Here is a 5349-nt window from a genome sequence, read left to right as displayed (position 1 = left end):
GGTGCTGACGCAAGTGCACTTACTTATTCCATGGTCGAGACAGCAAAAGCCTGTGGAGTAGATGTTTACTACTACCTCAAGTATCTGTTGATCAAATGTCCATCATCTCAGATGAGCGACGAGGAGCTTGAAAAGCTATCTCCATGGAATCCAGAATGCAAAGAAGCTCTTGATGAGCTGTTCAGGAAACATCAAGATGCTATCTTTGATGCAATGTAATCTTTATCATATGTGAATTGTCAAGGTGCTCCGGGTTCATAAGAACTCGGGGTATATTTTATGGGCAAAAGCCCTTGTACCTGATAACAATGGTGGTTGTTTTACAACCCACCGGATTATTGCGCGCTTACTTTGATGAAGACGTCATTAGTACTGACGTATATGATCCTGATCAAGGGGCAAGAATCATAAAGTATGCGATAACCAGTGATATGGCAAAGTTTTTCTTTTATATGTTCCACGGAAGAGAGGATGTTTATGCAAAGCGTGGAAAGAATGGCGGATACTTTCCGCAATGCGATAATAGATGGAATCGTATTTGCCCGAAGAACAATGATGCTAAGACTTTTTGTGATGATGACTGTCCATATAGAAAATGGAGAAAAATTGAACTTGAAGTAATCGAAAACCATCTTTTAGGTAAGAAGCCTGAATGTGATGATGTAATTGGAGCATATCCTCTTTTTACAGATAATACATGTAGATTTCTTGTGTTTGATTTTGATAATCATGTTAAAGATTCCTATAAAACAGATGATGCTAATACAGATGATCTTTGGAAAAGCGAGGTTGATGCATTAAGGAAAATTTTAAAGTTGAATAATATTGATGCACTTACAGAAAGATCAAGATCCGGAAGAGGTGCTCATATATGGATCTTTTTTGAGAAACCTATTCAAGCTTCTTTGGCAAGGAGCTTTGGTTTTGCTCTGTTGGATAGAGGTGCTGTTTCAATTAATATGCCGTCTTTCAAGTATTACGATAGAATGTATCCCTCACAGGATGTGCTAAGTAAGATTGGAAACTTGGTCGCACTACCGTTACAGGGGCGAGCATTAGAAAATGGCAATAGTGCTTTTATTGATGAAAATTGGAATGCATATCCGGATCAGTGGGAAACATTGAGGAGCATAAGGAAAATTCCGGAGCAGGAAATAATTTCTTTTATTCAGAAATGGAATGAAGGTATTAGTTCCTCCATGGCAATTACTAAATATGCTGATAAGCAGATTCGTCCTTGGAAAAGAGAGGAGAAGTTCAACAGTTCTGATGTAGTAGGGAATGAAATCCATATTGTATTGGATGATGGAATATATGTTGATGCACTTAATCTTTTACCTAATATACAGAATCTGATTAAGCGTATGGCAACAATAGACAATCCAGAGTTTTATACAAATAAAAGGCAGGGGAGATCCAATTATTACAATTTTAAACAGATTTCATTATGGAGTGAAAGTGAAGGTTATATCAAGATTCCGAGGGGAATGTATGATAAGTTAGAGGCCAAGGGTAAGGAATCAGGAATAAAATGTGATATTACCGATAAAAGACAATTCGGCAGACCAATTAGAGTAAGTTTTAACGGAACGCTTAAGGAACAGCAGGAATATGCTGCTGCCAGATTAGAAAAATATGAGAATGGAGTTTTATGTGCGGCGACGGCATTTGGGAAAACTGTTCTCGCAGCATATATGATTGCAAAAAGAAAAGTTAATACTTTGATTCTGCTTCAAAATACTGAGTTATTGCCACAGTGGATAAGCGAGTTTGAAAAATTCCTTGTTATAGATGAAAAACCTCCGAAATATCTAACTAAATCGGGAAGAGAAAAAGTAAGAGAAAGTGTCTTTGGCACATTACAAGCGGGCAATGATAAAACCACAGGAATAATTGATTTTGCTTTGGTTGGTTCAGCGTATCATAAGGGAGAATTCTTCAAAAATATAGATTCTTATGGAATGGTTATCTTTGATGAATGCCATCATGCTGCGTCTAAGCAGGCTCAGGCAGTTCTGAATCGTGTTCGAGCCAAGTATGTATATGGCCTTTCTGCTACTCCCGGAAGAAGTGATAAGCTCGATGATATTGTATATATGATGCTTGGACAGGTAAGGCACAAGTATACTGCTAAAGAGCAAGCCGATGAACAGGGTATTGAACGTCTTTTAATACCGCGTTTTACAAGAGTTGTAAATGTAACAGGAGAAGATCTTGATATTATCAAAGCAGATAAATTGATTGTTGATAGCACAGTGAGAAATGAACAAATCAAAGAGGATGTAAAAGCAGCTATTTCCTTAGGTAGAACACCTTTGATTCTGACGAAGCTTAAAAGACATGTAGATGTTTTGAAAGATGTGCTAAAAGATTGTGCAGATCATATTTTTGTTATCTATGGCGATAATAGCAAGAAAGAAAACACTCAAATCCGTGAGGTGATGACTAGCACTCCTTCTAATGAATCATTGATATTGATAGCCACAGCATCAAAGGTAGGAGAAGGTTTCAATTTTCCGCGATTGGATACTCTTATGCTCGCTGCTCCTGTAAAATATGAAGGTCGCCTGACACAGTATGTAGGTAGATTAAATCGAACATATGAGGGCAAGAAAGATGTGCTTGTTTATGATTATGTTGATAGTCACATTAGGTTTTTTGACCGTCAATATAAAAACCGACTAAAGACATATAAAGAACTTGGTTATAAGATTTATACTCCTCAAGGCCAAACGAAACAGGCAGCTAATGCTATATATGATAGGAAAGACTATGAAGAGGTCTTTTTTAGAGATTTGATTGAGGCAGATAAAAATATTGTTATTTCAAGCCCAAAGCTTATTCGAAGCAAAGTGTTAAAGCTTGTATCTTTGCTAAAACCAAGGCTAGAGGAGGGGATAACAGTTACTGTGATAACCATGGATCCCAATTCTATTGGTTATGAGGATGTCATAGAAAGCTCTTTACTAGTGGATGAACTATGTAAAGGTGGCATAATCGTTAGAAAAACTGAAACTGTTGAAGAGTGCTATGCTGTTATTGATGATCAGATAGTATGGCATGGCGGTATGAACCTACTTGGAAGAGCAGAAGCCTGGGATAATCTTATGAGGGTTGAAAATAATCAGGTTGCAGCTGAATTGTTAGAGATTAGTGAAAAGAGGCTATAGGCTCATGCCTAAAGAACAATATGCACTTATGATGTATATTCACAACTAGGTTCAAAAGTGGGTTCAGAAAAGGCAGGTATAGTTTATCATCGGGAAGGAATTATGGGAGACTATGACGACTTTGATGATTTAGAGGAACTGATAAGCTATATAAAAACAGGGAAAAGATAATGAAAATTGGTATTTCAGCTTGTTCAAACGGACATTTGCCGGAGTGGCAGGATCAGATAACTGAACTTGAACAGGTTTTTGACAACATGAATATTGAAACAGCTCTTTCACCGCATATTATGAGAACTATAGATGAATATAGCGGGACTGATAAGGAAAGAGCCGAAGATCTCATGAAGTTTTACACTGATGATGCGATAGATGCAATCTATGACATTTCCGGCGGAGACTTGGCTAATGGAGTGTTAAAATATTTAGACTATGACGCCATAGCCAAGACCGATAAGACTTTTTGGGGATATAGCGACCTGACAACTGTTATTAACGCCATATACACAATGACGGGCAAGCCGGGAGTTCTTTATCAGATAAAAAATATTATCTGGTCATGCGGAGATGTTCAAAAGCAGAGATTTTCAGATTACATTTTAGGAAAGAATAATGACCTGTTTGATATAAAATACAGCTTTTTGCAAGGAAACGACATGCAAGGTGTGGTTGTAGGCGGCAATATCCGCTGCTTTACTAAGCTTGCAGGAACAAGGTACTGGCCTGATATGAATGGGAAGATATTGCTTCTTGAGGCACTTGGCGGAAAATCCGGGCAGATAGGGACTCTTTTTAACCAATTGGATGATATAGGTGTGTTTGACCAAATATCAGGTGTATTGCTTGGAACTTTCACTAATTACGAAAAAGCAGGACCATCGCTTACTGTATATGATCTTTTGAAAATGCATATCTCAGAGGTGCTTCCCGTAGCATGTACAAGAGATATAGGACATGGCCATGATGCTAAGGCTATCATGATTGGAAAAGAATACAGTATTCATGCGGATACACATAATGGTGAAACATTTGATGTATATCCATAACTAGGGGCAAAAGTGGGTTCAGAAAATAAAGTGAAACCGCCAGCCTCCTTTCTATCTGAGTTTGCGGCTTTTTTCTTTGTTTTATTCAATGGCTTTATTTTGGTTATAATTATTTCTAAATATTTTCATTATTCCAACGATATAAATATTGTAGGCATAAATAAATGATGCAAAGGTATTTGGGAGGTGAAGGGGATGATTAAAATTGATGGTGGAAATAAATATCTGTTTAATTCAAATGATACCTTGGGCTTAGAAAATATCGACACTAACAAGACTGCTATAACAACAAAGAGTGGAGCTCCAAATTGGGCATATATTCCTTCAGCAGGAAGATGCAAAAAAACAAAGGAACAATTGGTATCTGAAATAAAAGATCTTGCAAATAGAGTAGCGCAAGCTAATAATGGAAAAGAAACAGAACAGTTAAATCTAGAGGTTTTAAAACTTCGAGCTGATTATCTATCTGATGTTTCTCCTGATAGGAGGACATTGTATCAGCAAGCAGAAAGAGCGATTAAATCTCAAAACAATAATAAAAAAGGTATACAACATGGAGGCGGAGAATTAACGTTGCTTTATTTTTTGGAGCATGCGGACAAATCGCAAAATTTGTCGGATAAGAGTTTTTCTCTTGCCGGTGGAGCTATGCTTACATTTCCAATATTGACTACTGGTGGATATGGAGTAATTATTGAACGAGGCGGAGTGCAACTATTGGCAGGAGATGATTACGGATGGGGATATGAAATGACTCCTGCGGAATTGAAGAAAAAGGCTGAATTCTATGCTATTTATAATAGTGCCGTAAAAAATGCTCAAAAAGGAATTAAAGAATTGAGAGATTTACCGGACTATTTGGAAGACAAGCCTATATTTGATAGTCTTGCATAACTAAATAATGTAGTTGCCTTTATATGTAAGCGCGCAATAATCCGGTGGGTTGTAAAACAACCACCATTGTTATCAGGTACAAGGGCTTTTGCCCATAAAATATACCCCGAGTTCTTATGAACCCGGAGCACCTTGACAATTCACATATGATAAAGATTACATTGCATCAAAGATAGCATCTTGATGTTTCCTGAACAGCTCATCAAGAGCTTCTTTGCATTCAGGATTCCATGGAGACA

General features: G+C 37.4%; 4 protein-coding genes. All 4 read left to right on the top strand.

The genetic code is table 11. The annotated features are described in order from the left end of the window. Positions 1 to 219: transposase domain-containing protein (locus G628_RS0110690; protein ID WP_027209126.1), on the top strand; the 219-nt coding region annotated here is incomplete at its 5' end. 89 nt (positions 220 to 308) lie between these two features. Next, a complete protein-coding gene (locus G628_RS17150) occupies positions 309 to 3170 on the top strand; it encodes a TOTE conflict system archaeo-eukaryotic primase domain-containing protein (RefSeq protein ID WP_081670686.1) in 2862 nt (953 codons plus the stop codon). 170 nt (positions 3171 to 3340) lie between these two features. After that, a complete protein-coding gene (locus tag G628_RS17145) occupies positions 3341 to 4216 on the top strand; it encodes an LD-carboxypeptidase (RefSeq protein WP_051199152.1) in 876 nt (291 codons plus the stop codon). 195 nt (positions 4217 to 4411) lie between these two features. After that, positions 4412 to 5110 (top strand): hypothetical protein, encoded by a 699-nt coding sequence (locus G628_RS0110675; RefSeq protein ID WP_034468764.1) that lies wholly within the window; start codon positions 4412 to 4414, stop codon positions 5108 to 5110. Positions 5111 to 5349: the final 239 nt, after the last annotated feature.

The sequence above is a fragment of the Butyrivibrio hungatei NK4A153 genome (genome assembly GCF_000424465.1).
Classification (GTDB): Bacteria; Bacillota; Clostridia; order Lachnospirales; family Lachnospiraceae; genus Butyrivibrio; species Butyrivibrio hungatei_A.
This window is presented reverse-complemented; position numbering and strand designations above follow the sequence as displayed.